This window comes from Trinickia diaoshuihuensis, from assembly GCF_003390925.1.
Taxonomy (GTDB): domain Bacteria; phylum Pseudomonadota; class Gammaproteobacteria; order Burkholderiales; family Burkholderiaceae; genus Trinickia; species Trinickia diaoshuihuensis.
This window is the reverse complement of the sequence record NZ_QUBS01000017.1, coordinates 42832-60680: the sequence shown is the minus strand read 5'-3', so window position 1 is coordinate 60680 and position 17849 is coordinate 42832. Positions and strand designations below refer to the sequence as shown.

Annotated in this window: 17 protein-coding genes; 7 read left to right on the top strand and 10 right to left on the bottom strand. The window is 64.5% G+C overall.

Annotated elements, in window-relative coordinates:
* Positions 1-30: 30 nt before the first annotated feature.
* From DXT59_RS03575 to DXT59_RS03555, 5 genes are all read left to right on the top strand, one after another.
* Positions 31-966, top strand: a complete 936-nt coding sequence (locus DXT59_RS03575; RefSeq protein ID WP_116135562.1) for a carbohydrate ABC transporter permease — start codon at positions 31-33, stop codon at positions 964-966.
* Positions 963-1817, top strand: coding sequence for a carbohydrate ABC transporter permease (locus tag DXT59_RS03570; RefSeq protein ID WP_116135561.1), 855 nt, complete (start codon positions 963-965; stop codon positions 1815-1817). Before DXT59_RS03575 ends, DXT59_RS03570 begins: the two co-directional genes overlap by 4 nt.
* Complete coding sequence (locus DXT59_RS03565; RefSeq protein WP_116135560.1) at positions 1814-2578, top strand: HAD family hydrolase; 765 nt, start codon at positions 1814-1816, stop codon at positions 2576-2578. Before DXT59_RS03570 ends, DXT59_RS03565 begins: the two co-directional genes overlap by 4 nt.
* The gene (locus DXT59_RS03560) at positions 2566-3723 is read left to right on the top strand and encodes an ABC transporter ATP-binding protein (protein ID WP_116135559.1); all 1158 of its coding nucleotides are present in this window, start codon (positions 2566-2568) and stop codon (positions 3721-3723) included. The genes DXT59_RS03565 and DXT59_RS03560 overlap by 13 nt, the downstream gene beginning before the upstream one ends.
* 259 nt (positions 3724-3982) lie before the next feature.
* Positions 3983-4429: an SRPBCC family protein gene (locus DXT59_RS03555; protein WP_116135558.1), complete on the top strand. Its 447-nt coding sequence runs from the start codon at positions 3983-3985 to the stop codon at positions 4427-4429.
* Between the two features lie 51 nt (positions 4430-4480).
* On the opposite strand, the gene DXT59_RS03550 is transcribed toward DXT59_RS03555, so the two are convergent.
* From DXT59_RS03550 to DXT59_RS03515, 8 genes are all read right to left on the bottom strand, one after another.
* Positions 4481-5479 (bottom strand): sugar-binding transcriptional regulator, encoded by a 999-nt coding sequence (locus tag DXT59_RS03550; RefSeq protein ID WP_116135557.1) that lies wholly within the window; start codon positions 5477-5479, stop codon positions 4481-4483.
* Positions 5480-5527: 48 nt separating this feature from the next.
* Positions 5528-7009 carry a xylulokinase gene (gene xylB / locus DXT59_RS03545; protein WP_116135581.1) on the bottom strand — a complete coding sequence of 494 codons (1482 nt, stop codon included), beginning with the start codon at positions 7007-7009 and terminating at the stop codon, positions 5528-5530.
* A gap of 94 nt (positions 7010-7103) precedes the next feature.
* A complete protein-coding gene (dalD, locus tag DXT59_RS03540) occupies positions 7104-8504 on the bottom strand; it encodes a D-arabinitol 4-dehydrogenase (RefSeq protein ID WP_116135556.1) in 1401 nt (466 codons plus the stop codon).
* Positions 8505-8793: 289 nt separating this feature from the next.
* Entirely contained in the window at positions 8794-9576 is a 783-nt protein-coding gene (locus tag DXT59_RS03535; protein ID WP_116135555.1) for a metal ABC transporter permease, read from the bottom strand.
* On the bottom strand, positions 9569-10525 hold the full coding sequence (locus DXT59_RS03530) for an ABC transporter ATP-binding protein (RefSeq protein ID WP_116135554.1): 957 nt from the start codon (positions 10523-10525) through the stop codon (positions 9569-9571). The genes DXT59_RS03535 and DXT59_RS03530 overlap by 8 nt, the downstream gene beginning before the upstream one ends.
* Positions 10522-11451, bottom strand: a complete 930-nt coding sequence (locus DXT59_RS03525) for a metal ABC transporter solute-binding protein, Zn/Mn family (RefSeq protein ID WP_116135553.1) — start codon at positions 11449-11451, stop codon at positions 10522-10524. Before DXT59_RS03525 ends, DXT59_RS03530 begins: the two co-directional genes overlap by 4 nt.
* 45 nt (positions 11452-11496) lie before the next feature.
* On the bottom strand, positions 11497-11967 hold the full coding sequence (locus tag DXT59_RS03520) for a Fur family transcriptional regulator (RefSeq protein ID WP_116135580.1): 471 nt from the start codon (positions 11965-11967) through the stop codon (positions 11497-11499).
* Between the two features lie 92 nt (positions 11968-12059).
* Positions 12060-12758 carry an NUDIX hydrolase gene (locus tag DXT59_RS03515; protein WP_116135552.1) on the bottom strand — a complete coding sequence of 233 codons (699 nt, stop codon included), beginning with the start codon at positions 12756-12758 and terminating at the stop codon, positions 12060-12062.
* 124 nt (positions 12759-12882) lie between these two features.
* On the opposite strand from DXT59_RS03515, the gene prs reads away from it, so the two are divergent.
* Positions 12883-13731 (top strand): ribose-phosphate diphosphokinase, encoded by an 849-nt coding sequence (prs, locus tag DXT59_RS03510; RefSeq protein WP_116135551.1) that lies wholly within the window; start codon positions 12883-12885, stop codon positions 13729-13731.
* Positions 13732-13765: 34 nt separating this feature from the next.
* On the top strand, positions 13766-15526 hold the full coding sequence (locus DXT59_RS03505; RefSeq protein WP_116135550.1) for a nicotinate phosphoribosyltransferase: 1761 nt from the start codon (positions 13766-13768) through the stop codon (positions 15524-15526).
* A gap of 54 nt (positions 15527-15580) precedes the next feature.
* On the opposite strand, the gene kynA is transcribed toward DXT59_RS03505, so the two are convergent.
* Together kynA and kynU are read right to left on the bottom strand one after the other, a co-directional pair.
* Complete coding sequence (kynA, locus tag DXT59_RS03500) at positions 15581-16552, bottom strand: tryptophan 2,3-dioxygenase (RefSeq protein WP_116135549.1); 972 nt, start codon at positions 16550-16552, stop codon at positions 15581-15583.
* Between the two features lie 20 nt (positions 16553-16572).
* A complete protein-coding gene (gene kynU, locus DXT59_RS03495) occupies positions 16573-17823 on the bottom strand; it encodes a kynureninase (protein WP_116135548.1) in 1251 nt (416 codons plus the stop codon).
* Positions 17824-17849: the final 26 nt, after the last annotated feature.

Genomic DNA, 17849 nt, shown 5'->3' with positions numbered 1-17849 from the left:
CGGCGCCGGATCCACCAGGAGTCCGAAACAATGGGACATCTTCATATGCCGCTCTCGCACGCCGCGCAGGAAGGCGCGCTGCCAACTCCCGAGCGGCGAGCCGGCACGACGCGATGGCTCGCCGCCCCCTCGGTTGCCGTGCTCGTGCTCTGGATGACGATACCGCTCGCCATGACGATCTGGTATTCGTTCTCGCACTACAACCTGCTCAACCCCGATGCAAGCGGTTTTGCCGGTCTCGACAACTACCGCTATCTCGTCACCGACCCGTCCTTCGTTCCGTCGATCGTCCATACGCTCGAGTTGATCGGATGGGTGCTCGTCATCACCGTGGTCGGCGGCATCCTCATGGCGGTGCTGTTCGACCGCAAGTTTCCAGGCCAGGGCATCGCCCGGCTGCTCGCGATCGGTCCGTTCTTCGTCATGCCCACGGTCAGCGCCTTGATTTGGAAAAACATGATGTTGCACCCGGTGTACGGCGTCGTGGCGGCCGTCATGCGCTGGTTCGGGATGCAACCCATCGATTGGTTCGCGACGTATCCGCTCTTCGCGATCATCGTCATCGTCGCCTGGCAGTGGCTGCCGTTCGCCTTCCTGATTTTGTTCACGGCGATCCAATCGCTCGACGAGGAACAAAAGGAAGCCGCGCGTATCGACGGTGCCGGTCCGCTCGCGATGTTCTTCTACATCACGCTACCGCATTTGCGGCGAGCGATTTCCGTCGTCGTCATGATGGAGACGATCTTCCTGTTGTCGATTTTCGCCGAGATCTATACGACCACTTCCGGCGGGCCGGGTAATGCGACCACGATCCTCTCGTACCTGATTTACGCGCTGGGCCTGCAGCAGTTCGACGTCGGCCTCGCCTCCGCGGGCGGCATTCTAGCCGTCGTGCTCGCGAACATCGTCGCGTTCTTCCTCGTGCGCATGCTCGCGAAGAATCTCAAAGGGGAGTACGAAGCATGAGCCAACCGACCGTACCGGCGCCGCGCGCGCTCGTGCCCGGGCTCGACGCCGTCAAGCGCGCATTGCCCGCGGCGCTTGCTTGGCTGATCGCGCTCGCGCTGTTCTTCCCGATCTTCTGGATGACGATCACGGCATTCAAGACCGAGCGCGACGCGTATTCGATGGCATTGGTCTTCATGCCGACGCTCGACAGCTTCCGCGAAGTCTTCGCGCGCAGCGACTACTTTTTGTTCGCGCGCAATTCGGTGCTGATCTCGGCGGGCGTGACCGTGCTGTGCCTGCTGCTGGCCGTGCCCGCGGCCTATGCGATGGCGTTCTTTCCGTCGCGTCGCACGCAGAGTCTGCTGCTCTGGATGCTCTCGACGAAGATGATGCCGTCGGTCGGCGTGCTTGTTCCGATCTACTTGCTTTGGAAGAACGTGGGACTGCTCGACACCGTATCGGGGCTCGTCATCGTCTATACGTTGATGAACTTGCCGATCGCGGTATGGATGGCGTTCACCTATTTCAATGAAATCCCGCGCGACATTCTGGAAGCCGGCCGCATCGACGGCGCCGCGACTTGGCAGGAGATCGTCTACCTCCTGATGCCGATGGCGTTGCCGGGGCTCGCGTCCACGGCGCTGCTGCTGGTCATTCTGTCGTGGAACGAAGCGTTTTGGAGCATCAATCTGTCGAGTTCGAACGCCGCGCCGCTGACTGTGTTCATCGCCTCGTACTCGAGCCCCGAGGGCCTGTTCTGGGCGAAGCTGTCGGCGGCCTCGCTGCTTGCGGTCGCGCCGATCTTGCTCGTGGGTTGGCTATCGCAGAAGCAGCTCGTGCGCGGTCTTACGTTCGGGGCGGTCAAATGACGGCATCGACGAGCGGGGCGAACGAGTTGCGGCGCGACCGCGTGCTGATCTGCGACTGCGACGGCGTGCTGATCGACAGCGAGGCGGTGGCCGCCAAGATGCTCGTGCGCGAGTTGCAGGCGCGTTGGCCGCATGCGGACGTCGAGCCGGTCGTCATGCCGCTGCTCGGCCTGCGAATCGAGCGCGTGCTCGAAGCGAGCGCGCAGGCGTTGAACGAGTCGCTCGCGCCGGTGGAAGTCGATGCGATACGGCGCAGCGTCGAAGCGGCGGCGCAGCAAGCGCCGATGATGGCCGGCGTCGAGGCGGCGCTCGCGCAGATCGGCCTGATCAAAGCGTGCGCGAGCAACAGCTATACGGCCTATGTCGATGCGGTGCTCGCGCGCACGGGGCTGAACCGCTTTTTCGGCTCGCGCGTGTTTTGCGCGGACCGTGTGCCTCGGCCCAAGCCGGCGCCCGATATCTATATCGCGGCGGCCGAAGCGCTCGGCGTGGCGAGTGCCGCGTGCATCGTCGTCGAAGACAGCGTGACGGGGGTCGCGGCCGCGACCGCGGCCGGCATGGCCGTGCTCGGTTTCGCGGGCGGCACGCACGCCGAACATGGCGGCCGGGCCCACGCGCAGGCGCTCGTGCAAGCGGGCGCGAAACAGGTATTCGACGATATGCGCGCATTGCCCGCGCTCGTCGACCAATGGATGCTCGATGCCGCCGATACGGCGCGCACGACGATGAAAGGGAAAGGAGACGCATCATGGCAAGCTTGACGCTGCGTGGCATCGCGAAGCGGTATGAGTCGCATGAGGTTTTGCGCAATGTGAACCTCGATATCGCCGACGGCGAATTCGTTGTTTTCGTCGGGCCGAGCGGATGCGGAAAGTCGACGCTGCTGCGCATGATCGCGGGGCTCGAAGCGATCAGCGGCGGCGAGTTGTTGATCGATGCCGCGCGTGTAAACGACGTGCCCCCGGCCAAGCGCGGCATCGCGATGGTCTTTCAGTCGTATGCGCTTTACCCGCATATGTCGTTGTACGACAACATGGCGTTCGGTCTGAAGCTCGCGGGAGCGAAAAAGCCCGAGATCGACGAGGCCGTGCGCAATGCCGCGAAGATTTTGCACATCGACCATTTGCTCGATCGCAAGCCGAAGCAGTTGTCGGGCGGTCAACGCCAGCGCGTGGCGATCGGCCGGGCGATCACGCGCAAGCCGAAAGTGTTTTTGTTCGACGAGCCGCTATCGAATCTCGACGCGGCGCTGCGCGTCAAGATGCGGCTCGAGTTCGCGCGGCTCCATGATGAGCTGAAGACGACGATGATCTACGTCACGCACGATCAGGTCGAAGCGATGACGCTCGCCGACAAGATCGTCGTGATGTCGGCCGGCAACGTCGAGCAGGTGGGCACTCCCAACCGTCTTTATCATGCGCCGGCCAATCGATTCGTCGCGGGATTCATCGGCTCGCCGAAGATGAACTTCTTGGACGGCGTGGTCGAGCAGGTGGATGGCGACGGGGCGCTCGTGCGTTATGCGTCGGGAGAAGCGCAACGCGTGGCGGTCGAGACGCGCGCGGTGTCGTCGTCGGGGGCGCGGGCGTTGGAGCGCGGCGCGCGCGTGACGGTGGGCATTCGGCCCGAGCATTTGCACGCGCAGAGCGCCGCATCGGCGAGCGGGGCGCCCGCGAACGGCGTGCTCGCGCGGACGACCACGGTGGAGTCGCTCGGCGACGCGGCTTATTTGTATGCGGAAGCCGCCGTTGCACCCGAGGGCCTCATCGCGCGCATCGCACCGCTCGAGCGTCACCAGCGCGGCGATGCGCTCATGCTGGGCGCGGACCCCGAGCATTGCCACCTGTTCGACGAGCAGGGGCAGGCTTACGACCGGAAGATTATCGAGGTGCTATCGGCGGCTTGATCTCGTTCATGCAATGGCGCGCCTGCTCCGGCGCGCCGGCGTTGGTGTTCGAGCATGTAGGCATGGTCGCCACCTGATTCGGTGGGACATACAATCTGGCACGCGCAAAAAAATCGTCGCTGGGCGATTTAACCGGACCGCCGGAACGCGCTTGGGCTGGAACGGACAGCCGAACCCGCCCGCCGCCGGATGTCGATTTCGGTCACGCTCGTTCGTCGAGTAGGATCGAAGGGGCTGTCCCTTCGCTTCGGAGCTCACCATGTCAACGAATACCGTCCGCCTGCATCGTGTTTTGCGTTCCAGCCCCGAGCGCGTCTATCGCGCGTTTCTCGACGCCGCCGCACTGGCGAAATGGCTGCCGCCGAACGGCTTCACCGGCACCGTTCATCGCCTGCAAGCCGAGGTCGGCGGAAGCTACAAGATGTCGTTTACGAACTTCACCACCGGAGACGCCCATTCGTTCGGCGGGCAATATCTCGAGCTGGTACCGAACGAACGGATTCGATATACGGGCAAGTTCGACGATCCGAACCTGCCGGGTGAGATGCAAACGAGCGTCTCGCTCGTGCAGACGCCGTTCGGCACGGAGATGAACGTCGTACAGGAAGGGATCCCGGAAGTGATTCCGGCGCAGGCTTGCTACCTGGGCTGGCAGGAGTCGCTTGCGTTGCTGAAGCTACTCGTCGAAGCGGAAATTCAGCAGTAGGAAGCTTCGCCGCGCAAGGCGCGAGGCGCGAGACATCGCGCACGCCGGGCATCACGCCGGCGTATGGGTGTCCCGCGGCTTGGTGCGCTTTCCCGTGCGGTCGTCGGCTTCGAGCGCCGCCCGCGCGCAGGCTTCGTCCGTTACGAGCCCCGAGAGCCAACCGCCCTTGAGCACGGCCGTCACGGCGCCGTGTTTGCGCGCGCCACCGGCAAAGCCGATCGTCGGGCGCTTCGGCGGCGAATCGAGCGGCACGCTCGTGACGCGGCGGCCGGTGGGCGATTCCACGCGCTCACCGTCGGCGTCGATCGGCAGCCCCAGCATTTCGGCCACGGCGCCGCGTTTCGTGAGCTCCGCCACTTCGGCGGCGGTAATGAAACCGTCCACGTGCAGCGGGCATTTCGGTCCGATGTCACCGATCCCGATAAACGAGACGTCGGCTTGCGCCGTCAACGATTCGACGATCCGGTAAAGCCGGTGATTGACCCACTGCGCACGCTCGGCTTCGCTGTCGGCGATGAGCGGCGCCGGCAGCAGAAAATGCTTGCCGCCCGTCTTTTCGGAGATATGCAGCGCCACGTCGTACCGGTTCGACGAACCGTCTTGCGCGATCGCGCCCACCATCGATACGAGCCGGTGCTGCGGCCGGTCGATCTGGCCGAGTTGATCGACGGCGGCCTTCAGCGTTCGCCCGCTGCTCACCGAGACGATCATCGGCTTTTCCTCGCTCAGATAGCGTTCCATGACCTGAGCGCTCGCGACGGCGAGCTTGCGGTCGATGGCTTCGGGCGTGTCGTCGTCGACGGGCACGACCTCGCACATCGAAAGCCCGTAGCGGGCTTTGAGCTCGTCGGCCAGCGTCAGGCAATCGGCGAGCCGATGCTCGATGCGCACGCGCACGAGATTCTTTTCGACGGCGAACGCGACGAGCCGCTGCGCCACCGGGCGCGAGACCTGCAGCTTTTCCGCGATCTCGTTCTGCGTATTGCCCGCGACGTAGTAGAGCCACGCGGCACGGGTGGCCAGGTCCAGTTTTTCGTTGACTTTTGACACGGTGATAGACCCGGTGCGGATGGGCTGCGAAATATCCCGATGATTGCGTTATGCCAGCCGTGCGCGCGTGGGCTCGAATAGCGGCCGCACGTGACGGTAAAGCTCGCGATATGCGCCGAGGCGCATCCGCAATTGTGCATGACGCTCGGCATTGGGGGTGAACTGCGCGACGACGGGCGGTTTCGTCAGCACTTCGCGTGGATCTCCCCCGGCCGCGAGCCAACCGAGCCGCGCGGCCCCCAACGCCGCACCGGTTTCGCCGCCGCCGTGCTGTCGCGTGGGCGTCGCCAGCGCATCGGCGAGCAATTGCGCCCAGAACGCACTGCGCGCGCCGCCGCCCAGCAGCGAGAGGGCGCTGGGCGCCGTGCCCGCGGCGGCCAGCGCGTCGAGGCCGTCGGTCAGCGCGAGCGTCACGCCCTCGAGCACGGCATAGCCGAGCAAAGCCCGGTCGGTTGCGTGCGTCATGCCGAAGAACACGCCCTGAGCGTACGGGTCGTTATGCGGCGTGCGTTCGCCCGACAGATACGGCAAAAAGATTGGCGCCGATTCGAGCGCCTCGGGCGAGAGCGCGCCGGCTTCGCCGACGAGCGTCGGCTCGTCGGTACCGGTCAGTTTGCAGACCCAGCGCAGGCAACTGGCGGCCGAGAGGACGACGCTCATCTGATGCCAGCGGTCGGGAATCGCATGACAGAATGCGTGCACGGCCGATGCCGGGTTCGGCGAAAACCGGTCGCCGACCACGCACAGCACGCCCGACGTACCGAGCGAGACAAAGCCGTCGCCGGGTTCGGTCGCGCCGATGCCGATCGCACTCGTCGCGTTATCGCCGCCGCCCGCCGCGACGACGACCTCGCCGCTCAAGCCCCATTCGCGCGCGATGTCGGCGCGCAGTACACCCGACGGCGCGCTGCCTTCGGCAAGCCGCGGCATCTGCGCCCGGCTCATGTCGCACGCGCTCAAGAGCGAATCCGACCAGTCGCGCTTGCCGACGTCGAGCCATAGCGTGCCGGCGCCGTCGGATGGATCGGAGACCTTGTCGCCGGTCATGCGTAGCCGCAGGTAATCCTTCGGCAACAAGACACATGCGGTGCGCTGAAATATGTCGGGCTCGTGGCGCGCGACCCATAGCAGCTTGGGCGCCGTGAAGCCCGGCATCGCCAGGTTGCCGGCGACCGCGTGCAACTCGGGTGCGCGGCGCGTGAGTTCTTCGCACTCCTCGACGCTGCGCATATCGTTCCATAAGATCGCCGGACGCAACACGCGATCGGCGGCATCGAGCAGCACCGCGCCGTGCATTTGGCCCGATAGCCCAATGCCGCGCACTTGCGCGAAGGCGTCGGGACATACGGCGCGCAGTTTGGCGATCGCCTCGCAGGTCCCGCGCCACCAGTCGGCCGGATCTTGCTCGGCCCAACGGGGATGGGGCCGCGAGACGTGAAACGGCGAACCCGCGGTGGCGAGCACGCGCGCGTCGGCCGAGAGCAACAACACTTTTACTTCGGACGTGCCTAGGTCGATGCCGAGGTACATGGCGGACGGCCCCTTGATCGATGCGATCCGTGACTGAGTCGGAAAACGCGAATGCGCTACTTTAACCGCGCGGCGCGGCGTGCGCCAATGCGGGTCAATGCGCGGAACGTTCGCGCGAAGCCAGCCACGCGTCGACGCGTTCGAGCGCCGCATGAATCACCCGCTCGAGCCGGACGTCGCCCGCCAAGCCGCCCCACAGCGCGCGCGATGCGCAGAACGGAGCCAGCGCATTGCCCGAGTCGAACCATGAATGCACGGCGGCCTCATCGAGCAACCCGTCCTGGTACGTGTAGGGCAACGTACCCTTGTGCCACCGCTCGAGGAAGCGGAAGAAGAGCGCCGGCAAGACCGCCGTCGCGTTCGGCTGCGCGTTGCGCGCGAAGCATTCGACGAGCGTCGGTGCGATGAAGCCCGGAATCTTCGAGAAGCCGTCCGCCGCCACGCGGTGGTTCGTATCTTGGATATAGGGGTTGCTGAACCGGTCGAGCACGACGTCGCGGTAACGCGCCAAGTCGAGCGGGCTCGGCGTCAGGCAAGGGATGACGTCTTGCGTGACGTACTCGTGGGCGAGGCGGCGCACATCGGCATCGAGCGTTCCTTCGTGGATGTAGGTATGCCCCACGAGCGTGCCGGCCCAAGCGATGCAGCTATGGCTTGCGTTCAAGATGCGAATCTTCGCTTCCTCATACGGGATGACCGATTCGACCACTTCCGCTCCGACGCGCTCCCAGGCTGGGCGACCGGCCTTGAAGCGGTCTTCGATGACCCACTGGATGAACGCCTCACCCATGACGGGGCAGTTGTCGGGAACGCCCGTCGCCGCCAGCACGCGCGCGCGCACGTCGTCGGTCGGGCGCGGCGTGATGCGATCGACCATCGAGTTCGGGCACGTGGTGTTTGCCTCGAACCACTCGGCGAGCGCCGTTTCACCGCGCGCGGCGAGAAACGCGCGCATGCCGGCCTCGAAGCGCTCGCCGTTGCTACGCAAGTTGTCGCAGCTTTGCAGCGTGACGGGGCCGGCCCCGTTCGCACGCCGCGCGTCGAGGATCGCGGCGAGCGCGCCGTAGATCGTCGAGCGCGCGCCGGCTAGATCGGCGGCCAGATCCGGATTCGCCGTATCTAGCCGGTCGTGTTCGTCGAGGTAATAGCCGCCCTCGGTCACGGTGAACGAAATGATCTTGCAGGCGGGATCGGACCCGGCCTCGACGATCGGCTCGAGCGTCGCCGACCACGGCAACACGCGCGTGATCGACCGGATCGTCTCGTAGGCACGCTCGCCTTGAGGCGTCACCGTTTCGAGCGTGTAGACGCCCTGCTGCTTGGCCAACGCTTCGAGCGTCGCATTCATGTCGCCGCGAATGTTGCCCACCGTCAGCGACCAATGCGCCTCGTTAGGCACGGTGGCGGCGGATAGCCGGTGCAGGTACCACGCTTGATGCGCGCGATGAAACGAGCCCACGCCCAGATGCAAGATCACGTTCGAGCCGCTACCCATCGTTTGTCTCCTTTGTGAGCGCGAAGGCGGCCGCCATGCCGGCTCGCGCCCCAGCAATGTTGAATGCGGCGGCTCGAACGCCGTCGCATTGAAAATGGATCTTTTGTTCTCCGAATGAGCGAATGATCGGTTTGTGGCGAGCGAAAGTCAAGGCGCGGTGCAGCGGGAAAACCGGCGTGCGCGCCACCGGGCGGAAATGGGGCAGGAGAGCTTGCCGGCGGGCGGGAGCGGGGGAGCAAGAAGCCCCGATAGCCGCTCGCGGGCTATGCGAGGCTGCCGGGGCGGACTTTTAGCGGCGGCGCAGCAAACTCGCGCCGTAGACGAGCGCGGAAAGCGCCGTGATCCAAAAGCTCGTCGGCCAATCGGTGTAGAAGGCCAGCGTGACGCCGAGCCAAGCCTCGCCCAGCGCGAACAGCGCCGCCAGCGTCACCCCGTTCGCGAGCCGCGTCGAGAGGTTTTGGGCGGCGGCGGCCGGCCCCACCATCAGGGTAAAAACGAGCAGCACGCCGACGATTTGCGTGCAGGCCGCCACCGCGAGCGCGGCGATCGCGAGGAACAGGACGGAAACGAGCCGCAGCGAGACCCCTTTGGCTTCCGCGAGCTCAGGCTGCAGGGTGGCGAACAGCAGCGGCCGCATGATGGCGCCCAATGCAATCAGGCTGGCGGTGCCGATGCCCGCGAGCACGACAAGCGTTTCCTTCGTCACGCCGAGGACGTTGCCGAACAGCAGCGCCGTCACTTGCGTGGCATAGGCCGTGAAGAAATGCAGAAACAGCAAGCCGCAGCCGAGCGCCAGCGAAAGCACGACGCCGATCGCCACGTCGCGGCCGGCCAGCCGTTCGCCGAGGGCGCCCATCGAAAGGCCGGCCGCGAGCGTGAAACCGATCATGCCCCAGAGCGGCGAGATGCCGATCAGCACGGCGCCGGTCGCGCCCGTGAATCCCACGTGCGACAGCGCATGGCCGGCGAAGGTTTGCTCGCGCATGACCAGGAAGTAACCGACTATCCCCGCGAGCACGGCGACGATCCCCGACGCCGCGAACGCGTTCACCATGAAGTCGTATTCAAACATCGTGCGTCTGTCCGTGTGAGGTGCCGTGCCCGTGCGGGCCATGACGATGACCGTGCCCATGGTCGTGGGCGTGCCCATGGCTGGAGCCGCCGCCGTCGTGCTCGTGTTCGTGATCGTGCTTTTCGACTTCGACGTCGCCCGACATCACGAAAATGCGGCCGTTCACGCGCATAACGTCGATCGGCGAACCGTATAGCCGCGACAGCACGGGCCGCGTGATGACTTCGTCGACCGTGCCGAGCGCGGCGCTGCCGCGACCTAAGTACAGCACGCGGTCGATCGCATTGAGCAGCGGATTGAGTTCATGCGCCGAAAACAGCACCGTGATGCCGAGTTCGCGCTGCACGCGCCGCACGAGTTCGACGACGCTGCGCTGATGATGCGGATCGAGACTGATGAGCGGTTCGTCGAGCAGCAGTAGGCGCGGTCTGCCAAGCAGGCACTGAGCAAGCAATAGCCGTTGACGCTCGCCGCCCGAGAGTTCCGTCAACGGCCGAGCGGCGAGCGTGCCCGCGCCGACCAGTTCGAGTACGCGCTCGACGTCCGCGCGCGTTGCGCTGTCGGCGATCGGCAGGCCCCACCGGTGCCCGTCCGCGGCCATTGCGACGAAATCGCGGCCGAGCACGCGCCGGCTCGCCAGCGCGCTACGCGTTTGCGGCATGTAGCCGATGGCGGCATTGCCGCGCGCGACAGCTTGGCCGCCGATGCGGATCGCGCCGTGCGCGACGGGCACGAGGCCGAGCACGGCGCGCATCAGCGTCGTCTTACCCGCGCCGTTCGGGCCGAGGACGCCGACGAACTCGCCTTGGCCGATGGCAAGACTCACGTCGCTCAAGATCGTGCGTCCGGCCAACTCGAGCGAGACATGCTCGAGTTCCAGCGCCGGCCGTGACGATGCGCTTGCGAACGCCGCCGTCGGAAGCGCATTGCGCTCGCTGTCTTCGTTCATCGTTGCGGTTCCCCGAGCGCTTGCGCGAGCGCGTCGATTTGCGTCGTCATCCATTGCTGATACGTCGATCCCGCAGGCTCCGTCTCGGTCACGCTGACGCTCGGCACGTGCGACGCTTGCGCTAATTCGAGCATGCGCCGAGTCAATTTGGTCACGGCTTGGGCGTTGTAGATCAGCGCTTTGACGCGCTTGCCGCGCAAATCTTGTTCGAAAGCGGCGATGTCGGAAGCCGCGGGCTCCGTGTCGTTCATGACCGCCAGTTGAAAGCGCGCATTGCGCACGGTCAGGCCGATCGCCTCGCTGAGGTACCCCGCGACAGGTTCGGTCGCGGTGACCGGCGTCCCCTGGTACTTGGCTCGCAGCGTGTCGATTTTGATTTGGACCGGTTGCAGCGATGCGAGGAATCGAGCGAGATTCGCGTCGTAGTCCGCCTTGTGCGTGGCATCGACGCGATCGAGCGCCTCGACGATCTTGCGCGCGACCACGGGCATCGTGCGCGGGTCGTACCATAAATGCGGATTGTCACCGGCTTTCTTGCCGACGAGATCGGCGGCGACGATCACGATACGTTTGTCGTTGCCCGAGGCGGCCAGCAGCTTGTCCATCCAAGGATCGTAATCGGCGCCGTTATAGACGACGAGTGCCGCGCGATGCAGATCGCGGGCGGTCTTCGGGCTGGCCTCGAACAAATGCGGATCTTGTTCGGGGTTGCTCAAGATGCTCGTGACGCTGACATGCGCGCCGCCCAATTGCTTGACGACGTCACCATAGAAATTCTCCGCGGCCACGGCTTGGATGGGGCTGCTTTGGGCAAGCGCGGCGCCGCTGAACGCGAGCGCGCAGAGCGTGGCCAGCGCGAATGCAATGCGGCGCAACGACTGCCGCGCGTGCCGGGCTAAGCGACCGGCGCGGTCGAAAAATTTCATGGGTTCTCCTAATGATCCGGGGCGGCGTGCGGATACGACGACGCGTTATCGGCGATGGGTCGGCTGACCGCGCTTATGCCGGCATTCGCCGCACAGTCCGCTTAGCTCGACGACTTGCTTATGGACTTCGAATCCGTGGGCGGGCGGCGTGGACGAGAGCCGCTCGGCGAGTTCCTCGCCGGGGATTTCGAGCGTATCGCCGCAGCGTTCGCAGATCAGGAACTGACTCTGGTGCGGTTTGCCGATCTCGCAGCATGCGACGAATGCGTTGCGCGATTCGATGCGATGAACGAACCCGTGCTCGACGAGAAAATCGAGTGCGCGATAGACGGTCGTCGGCGGCACGCGGCCGCGTTCGGGTTCAAGCGCAGCGAGTAGATCGTAGGCGCCGATCGGCTTGCCGGCGGCCGCGACGAGCGCATAGACTTGGCGCCGCAATTGCGTCAGCGTCAGGCCGTTCTCGGCCGCGTACGCATCGGCGCGCGCAAGCCGGGCAGTCAAGGAGGCGGCGGACATCGGGTCGTTCCATGAGAATGCATGACCGAGATGATATAACATATCATCCAGGCGTGCGTGGGAGTGACCGGTAAGCGGCCGCCTGCTTACCGTCACCAGCTTGCGCGCTTGAACAACCCCAGTTTGTCGGCGCGGAACAGACGCGCCGGTCGTTGGTTGCCGACTTGATAGTCGTCGGTGGCGATCAACACGCCGGCTTCGTCCACCGCCTGCCCGGCTTGCACATCGCCCACTTTGATCCCGAGCCGCGATCGGAAGGTCGCGCGGGTGACGGTCTCGCCGAAGACCGCTTCGTATGTGTGCTGCAATTGCGTCAACGTGAATCGTTCCGGCAGCAGCCAGCACGGCAGCGTCGAATAGCTCGATTTGTTTCTGACGCGCTCCACCGCGGCGCGAACTTGATCGCTATGGTCGAAAGCAAGTTCGGGAATCGCGTCCACCGAGTAGAACTCGAAGACGCCGCTTGGTCCCGCCGCCAACTCCGCCAGTGGAACCAGCGCGACATAGCTGACGGCGACCGACCACCCGCGCGGATCGCGCCCCGGACCCGCGAACGTTTGTAATTGCTCGAGATAGCGCGGCGCCAGTCCCGTCTTTTCGCGCAACGTGCGGCGCGCGGCATCTTCCAGCGAACCGTCCTCGTCGGTATGAATGTAGCCGCCGGGCAGCGCAAGCGCCCCGGCGTAAGGCTCGTTCGGACGCCGATGGAGCGCGACCATCAAGCCTTGCTCCGCGAGCGTCAGCAATACCACGTCGACGCTGACGTCGGGTTTCTGGTAGCGCTTGGTCATCGTCCTCCTCCCTTGCTCGAAACCGCCAAGGAAATATTCTAACAAACATAGTTGCAAATATCGACTATCTCGTTTTATACTTCGGCCCACGTTAGTCGAGATTTACAACTATGTGGAGAGGGCGATGATCGGCATCACCGCGGTAGCTCAAACGACGCATTCCCCGGATACTTCCGGCTTCGCTCGCCGTCCCGTGGAAATGAAGGTCTTGAAGTTTCCGGGCGGCGAGTTGCACGTCACTGTGGAGACCGGCATAAGCGCCGACGTATTCGAAGTGACGGCGCACCTTCCGACCGCGGACGCGGTGATGACGTTGCTCATGGCGACCGACGCATTGCGCCGGGCTTATCCGGGTGTGCCGATCGATTTGGAACTGCCGTACGTGCCCTATGCGCGCCAAGATCGGGTTGCCAATCCCGGCGAGTCGTTGAGCGTCAAGGTATTTTGCGATCTGATCAACGCTCAGCAATACCGGCGAGTGCTCGTCCAAGATCCGCACAGCGACGTCACGCCTGCCTTGCTCGAGCGTTCCATCATCGACGATCCGATCCCCGCTTTGCGTCGCGCGCTCCAGCGCATCACCCCCCACGGCGAGCAGGTAGCGCTCGTCGCGCCGGATGCCGGCGCACGCAAGCGCGTGCTCAAACTGGCTGCGCAACTCGAGTTGCCCGTCGTATTCGCCGACAAAGTGCGCGATACGCACACCGGCGCAATCACCGGCACGGAGATTCAAGGGGTATTGCCGGATTGCCCGCTGCTCGTGGTCGACGATATCTGCGACGGCGGCCGCACCTTCACCGAACTTGCGCATGCCGCGCGCCGCAAGCAAACGGACGCAGGCATACGTCGGCCGCTGTACCTCTACGTGACACACGGCATTTTCAGCAAGGGCCTCGATGCATTGCTGAACGAGTATGCCGCGGTCTTCACGCGCAACAACTGGACGAGCGATACGCGCGCCATCCAGGTCTGAACCCACCGCACATCGCATATCCAGGAGAAAGAGCATGAACGGACTGATTCCCTTCAATCTGGCAGATTTCTATAAAACGGGGCATCCGGGGCAATACCCCCGCGAAACTAAGACGCTCGTCGCGAACTTCACGCCCCGCTCCGCGAAGTACGCGCCCGTGCTGCCGCAGTTCTTCGACAACAAGGTCGTTTGGTTCGGCTTGCAAGGTTTCATCAAAGAGTTTTTCCTCGGCGTGTTCCAACGGGAATTCTTTCAGGTGCCGAAGGCCGAGGCGCTGCGCAAATACAAGCGCCGCATGGACACCGCGCTGGGTCCCGACGCCGTCCCCGTCGACCGACTGGCGGCGCTGCACGACCTCGGCTACTTGCCGCTCGAGCTGAGGGCGTTGCCCGAAGGCGCGCGCGTGAACATCAAAGTGCCGCCGGTCGTGTTCGTCAATACGCACCCGGATTTCCCGTGGGTATCCACCTATTTCGAAACGCTGTTCAGCACCGAACTGTGGAAGCCGTCCACGGTGGCGACGATCGCGTTCGAGTTCCGCAAGCTGCTGACCTACTTTGCGCAATTGACGGGCGCGCCGCAAGCCTTCGTCGATTGGCAAGGACATGATTTTTCGATGCGCGGCATGAGCGGCGTGCACGACGCCATGCGGTGCGGCACCGGGCACTTGCTGTCATTCACGGGCACGGACACGATCCCCGCGATCGACTATGCCGAGGACTACTACGGCGCCGATGCGGACAAGGAACTGGTGGGCGGCTCGATCCCGGCCTCCGAACATAGCGTGATGACGTTGCGCATCTTGTTCACGCTCAAGCGCCTGGCAACGGGCAAGGGCGTTGGCGTCTCGATGCCGGCTGCGCTCAAAGGGCTCTCGGCGCAGGACGCGGCACGCGAGGCGCAACGGATTGCGAACGAGTTGGAGGCCGCCGGCTACGAGGAAAAAGGGCTGCGACGGTTGGCCGAGCGCGAAGTGATCCGCGAGTTCGTGACGCAAGACTATCCGGCGGGGATGGTGTCCTTAGTCTCCGACTCGTTCGACTACTGGAACGTCATCACGGTCATTGCCAAGGAGTTGAAGGACGACATTTTGGCGCGCAAGCCGAACGCCTTGGGCCAAAGCCGCGTGGTGTTTCGTCCCGATTCGGGCGATCCGGTGCGGATCTTGGCCGGCTACGACGACGGCGAACTGATGCGCAACGCCGACGGCACCTATCGAATGATCGACGGAAAATACGTCGTGGCGGCGACGCAGCAGACGATTACCGAGGCCGAGCGCAAGGGTTCCGTGCAGTGCCTGTGGGATATCTACGGCGGCACCGAGACGGAGAAGGGCTACAAGATGCTGAACGACAAGGTCGGCCTTATCTACGGTGATTCGATCTCGTTGCCGCGCGCGTGGGAGATCATGCGCCGGTTGGCCGCCAAGGGCTTCGCGTCGAGCAATGTCGTGTTCGGCATCGGCTCATACACCTACAACATGCTTTCGCGCGATACGTTCGGCTGGGCGATGAAGGCCATCTACGCGGAGGTCGGCGATGAGCAAGTCGACATCTATAAGGATCCCGCGACCGACGACGGCACGAAGAAATCGGCGCGCGGACTACTGCGTGTCGAAAAAGAAGGCGGCGACTACGTGCTCTACGAGCAGCAGACGCTGGAGGAGTTCGAGCTGGGCGAGCTGAAACCGGTGTTTCGCGACGGCGAGTTGCTGGTCACGACGACGTTAGCCGAGATCCGCGAGCGATTGAAGGCTTCGTGGATATGTCCGGAGCCGGGCAGTCTCGAGATCTGACGGTTGGGCCGGTGTCCCCGCCAACGAGCGGCGAGCGGGGACATCGATGTCGCCCTACAGCACGGTCCTGACGTGCCAAAGCTCGGGAAACAGCACCACGTCGAGCATCTTGCGCAGATAAGGCGCGCCGCTCGTGCCGCCGGTGCCTTGCTTGTAGCCGATGATGCGTTCCACCGTGGTCACGTGCCGAAAACGCCATTGCCGGAACGCATCTTCCAAGTCGACGAGTTCTTCGGCCATTTCGTAGAGTTCCCAATGCTGCGACGGATCGCGATAGACCACTAGCCATGCCGCTTCCACCGAAGCGTCATAGACCGTCGGCTGGGTCCAATCGCGCTGGAGCCGTTCGGGAGCGATCGCAAAACCGCGCCGCGCGAGCAGGCGCACGACCTCGTCGTAAAACGAGGGCGCGTCGAGCGTCGCCTGTACCTCGGCGAGTACGTCGGGCCGATGAGCGTGCGGCTTCAACATCTGCGCATTCTTGTTGCCGAGCACGAACTCGATCTGCCGATACTGATACGACTGAAAGCCAGACGACGAACCCAAGTGCGGGCGCATCGCCGTGTATTCGGAAGGCGTCAGCGTGGCCAGCACGTTCCACGCTTGCACGAGTTGCTCCATGATGCGCGAGACGCGCGCGAGCATCTTGAACGCGGGCGGTAGCTCGTCGCGTCGCACGCAGCCGAGCGCCGCGCGCAACTCGTAGAGCGCAAGCTTCATCCAAAGCTCGCTCGTCTGATGCTGGATGATGAACAGCATCTCGTTGTGATCGGGCGAGCGCGGATGTTGCGCGTGCAAAATCGAATCCAGCGAGAGGTAATCGCCGTAGCTCATCGACTGCGAGAAATCGAGTTGCGCATCGTGCCAACCCGCATCGCCCGTGGGTACGTGCGGCGTCGCCTTCGCTGAAGCGTCGGCCGCCGCGGGCGCTTCGCCATGCCCGAACGGGCAGCCGCGCGCCGCTTGCGGCATCGGCATCGACTCGGCCGTTTCGGGCATTTCCGGTAGACGCATATGTTCGGTCATTTGGATTTCCTCGGCGTGCCTCAGGTGACTGAATGGCGAGCGGCGAACTCGGGCGAGCGCCAGGTCTGCGTATCGAGCACGTCGCGCAGCGCCTCCACGGCGTCCCATACATCGACGAAACGGGTGTAAAGCGGCGTGAAGCCGAAGCGCAGCACGTGCGGTTCCCGGTAATCGCCGATCACGCCGCGCGCGATCAACGCTTGCATGACTTCGTAACCGTGCGGATGCTCGAAGCTCACGTGCGAGCCACGCTGCGTGTGCGCGCGCGGCGTGACGAGCGTCAGCGGATGGCCCGGGCAGCGCGTTTGAACGAGATCGATGAAGGCATCGGTGAGGGCCAGCGATTTACGCCGGATCGCGCTCATATCGGTTTCGAGAAACACGTCGAGCCCGGCCTCGACGAGCGACATCGAGACGATCGGCTGCGTGCCGCACAGAAAACGCCCGATGCCCGGGCCCGCCGTATACGCGGGGTTCATCGCGAACGGCGCGGCGTGGCCCCACCAGCCCGAGAGCGGTTGCGCGAGATCGTCCTGATGGCGCTTGGCCACCCACGCGAAAGCCGGAGAGCCGGGGCCACCGTTCAGATACTTATAGGTACAGCCGACCGCGAAGTCGGCATTGACCGCGTTCAAATCGACGGGCACGGCGCCGGCGGAATGCGCGAGGTCCCACAGAGCGAACGCACCGGCACGCTGGATGAGCTGCGTGAGCGAAGCCATGTCGTGCATGTAGCCGGTTCGATAGTTCACGTGCGTGATCATCGCGATCGCCGTATCGGCGCCGATGGCGTCGGGCAACTCGGCGGGGTCGTCGACGAGACGCAAGCTGTAACCGCGATCGAGTTGCTCGATGAGCCCTTGCGCGATGTAAAGATCGGTCGGGAAGTTCGCGCGCTCGGACACGATCACGCGGCGGCTCGGATCGCGCTCATGCGCCATCCTCAAAGCGGCTGAAAGCAGCTTGAAGAGGTTGACCGAAATGGTGTCGGTGACGACGAGTTCATCGGCCGCCGCGCCGACCAGCGGCGCGAGCTTGTCGCCGAGGCGGCGCGGTAGCGCGAACCAGCCCGCCGTGTTCCAGCTGCGGATGAGTCCTTCGGTCCATTCCTTGGCAATGACCGCTTGCGCGCGTGCCGCGGCCGCGGCGGGCGGCACGCCCAACGAGTTGCCGTCGAGATAAATGACGTCCGGCGTCAGTGCGAATCGCTCGCGTAAATGAGCCAGGGGGTCGTCGCGATCGAGCGCGAGTGCATCGGCACGAGTCTTCATGAAGTCGGTATGGGGAGTTGGAATGG

Coding starts and splice junctions, on each gene's coding strand:
- DXT59_RS03575 (WP_116135562.1), top strand. CDS start 31: ATGGGACATCTTCATATGCCGCTCTCGCACGCCGCGCAGGAAGGCGCG.
- DXT59_RS03570 (WP_116135561.1), top strand. CDS start 963: ATGAGCCAACCGACCGTACCGGCGCCGCGCGCGCTCGTGCCCGGGCTC.
- DXT59_RS03565 (WP_116135560.1), top strand. CDS start 1,814: ATGACGGCATCGACGAGCGGGGCGAACGAGTTGCGGCGCGACCGCGTG.
- DXT59_RS03560 (WP_116135559.1), top strand. CDS start 2,566: ATGGCAAGCTTGACGCTGCGTGGCATCGCGAAGCGGTATGAGTCGCAT.
- DXT59_RS03555 (WP_116135558.1), top strand. CDS start 3,983: ATGTCAACGAATACCGTCCGCCTGCATCGTGTTTTGCGTTCCAGCCCC.
- xylB (WP_116135581.1), bottom strand. CDS start 7,009: ATGTACCTCGGCATCGACCTAGGCACGTCCGAAGTAAAAGTGTTGTTG.
- dalD (WP_116135556.1), bottom strand. CDS start 8,504: ATGGGTAGCGGCTCGAACGTGATCTTGCATCTGGGCGTGGGCTCGTTT.
- DXT59_RS03535 (WP_116135555.1), bottom strand. CDS start 9,576: ATGTTTGAATACGACTTCATGGTGAACGCGTTCGCGGCGTCGGGGATC.
- DXT59_RS03530 (WP_116135554.1), bottom strand. CDS start 10,525: ATGAACGAAGACAGCGAGCGCAATGCGCTTCCGACGGCGGCGTTCGCA.
- DXT59_RS03525 (WP_116135553.1), bottom strand. CDS start 11,451: ATGAAATTTTTCGACCGCGCCGGTCGCTTAGCCCGGCACGCGCGGCAG.
- DXT59_RS03520 (WP_116135580.1), bottom strand. CDS start 11,967: ATGTCCGCCGCCTCCTTGACTGCCCGGCTTGCGCGCGCCGATGCGTAC.
- DXT59_RS03515 (WP_116135552.1), bottom strand. CDS start 12,758: ATGACCAAGCGCTACCAGAAACCCGACGTCAGCGTCGACGTGGTATTG.
- prs (WP_116135551.1), top strand. CDS start 12,883: ATGATCGGCATCACCGCGGTAGCTCAAACGACGCATTCCCCGGATACT.
- DXT59_RS03505 (WP_116135550.1), top strand. CDS start 13,766: ATGAACGGACTGATTCCCTTCAATCTGGCAGATTTCTATAAAACGGGG.
- kynA (WP_116135549.1), bottom strand. CDS start 16,552: ATGACCGAACATATGCGTCTACCGGAAATGCCCGAAACGGCCGAGTCG.
- kynU (WP_116135548.1), bottom strand. CDS start 17,823: ATGAAGACTCGTGCCGATGCACTCGCGCTCGATCGCGACGACCCCCTG.